The organism is Coprobacillus sp. AF33-1AC (assembly GCF_003475785.1).
Lineage (GTDB): Bacteria > Bacillota_I > Bacilli_A > Erysipelotrichales > Coprobacillaceae > Faecalibacillus.
Map to the genome: position 1 here is coordinate 1 of NZ_QRQB01000054.1, position 1506 is coordinate 1506.

A 1506-nucleotide genomic window follows, 5' to 3' on the forward strand; every position below is an offset into this window, starting at 1 on the left:
TTCTATATCTGTATCTTTTAATACAATTTTTACTTCGGTTTCGTTTTTATTAACTTCTGTCTTTAAACTTCCTAATTGAACTCCCACAGTTGCTGTTTGATTATTATCATTAGATCCTACAAATATGCCACTTTTTAATGTAGCATACCCTGCATAGCTATAATTTCCTATATCCCCTTTATGATTTTTTACATCTACTATAACACTGTAGCGTCCTTCTTTCTCTTTTTTTGCTACATACCATATAATGTCATCTTGACCATTCTTATCGCTCCATACTGGTACTTCTAATTTTTCTATTGAATTTGCACCATTTGCAATATCCAAATTTATTTTAAATCTTCCTTTTCCAATATTTTGAGCACTCATTTTGATATCTGGTCTTGCTATCTCAAATGTTGTATTTGTTAGATATACATAATTTCCTTCATTATCTATCATATAACAGTGCACCTGATATCTTCCTGTTGTCTTATGATTCTTTATACTGACGTTAGATATGTAATCTTCTCCTTCTTTTTCTGCTGTATACCATCTTAAATCATCTTGTCCCCCTTCTTCACTCCATACAGCATATTCGATGTTCTTTCCAATACATTCTATATCTGTATCTTTTAATACAATTTTTACTTCGGTTTCGTTTTTATTAACTTCTGTCTTTAAACTTCCTAATTGAACTCCCACAGTTGCTGTTTGATTATTATCATTAGATCCTACAAATATGCCACTTTTTAATGTAGCATACCCTGCATAGCTATAATTTCCTATATCCCCTTTATGATTTTTTACATCTACTATAACACTGTAGCGTCCTTCTTTCTCTTTTTTTGCTACATACCATATAATGTCATCTTGACCATTCTTATCGCTCCATACTGGTACTTCTAATTTTTCTATTGAATTTGCACCATTTGCAATATCCAAATTTATTTTAAATCTTCCTTTTCCAATATTTTGAGCACTCATTTTGATATCTGGTCTTGCTATCTCAAATGTTGTATTTGTTAGATATACATAATTTCCTTCATTATCTATCATATAACAGTGCACCTGATATCTTCCTGTTGTCTTATGATTCTTTATACTGACGTTAGATATGTAATCTTCTCCTTCTTTTCCTGCTGTATACCACCTTAAATCATCTTGTCCTCCTTCTTCACTCCATACAGCATATTTGATGTTCTTTCCAATACATTCTATATCTGTATCTTTTAATACAATTTTTACTTCGGTTTCGTTTTCACCAACATCTGTCTTTAAACTTCCTAATTGAATTCCTACAGTTGCTGTTTGATTATTATCATTAGATCCTACAAATATGCCACTTTTTAATGTAGCATACCCTGCATAACTATAATTCCCTATATCTCCTTTATGATTTTTTACATCTACTGTAACACTGTAGTGTCCTTCTTCCTCTTTTTTAGCTCTATACCATATAATATCATCTTGTCCATTTTTATCGCTCCATACTGGTACTTCTAATTTTTCTATTGAATTTGCACC

The 1506-nt window shown here is 31.1% G+C and carries 1 protein-coding gene; it reads right to left on the reverse strand.

Features of this window, described 5'->3' with window-relative positions:
• On the reverse strand, positions 1-1506 hold a 1506-nt coding region (locus DWZ53_RS11065), incomplete at both ends, for a GBS Bsp-like repeat-containing protein (protein WP_147358164.1).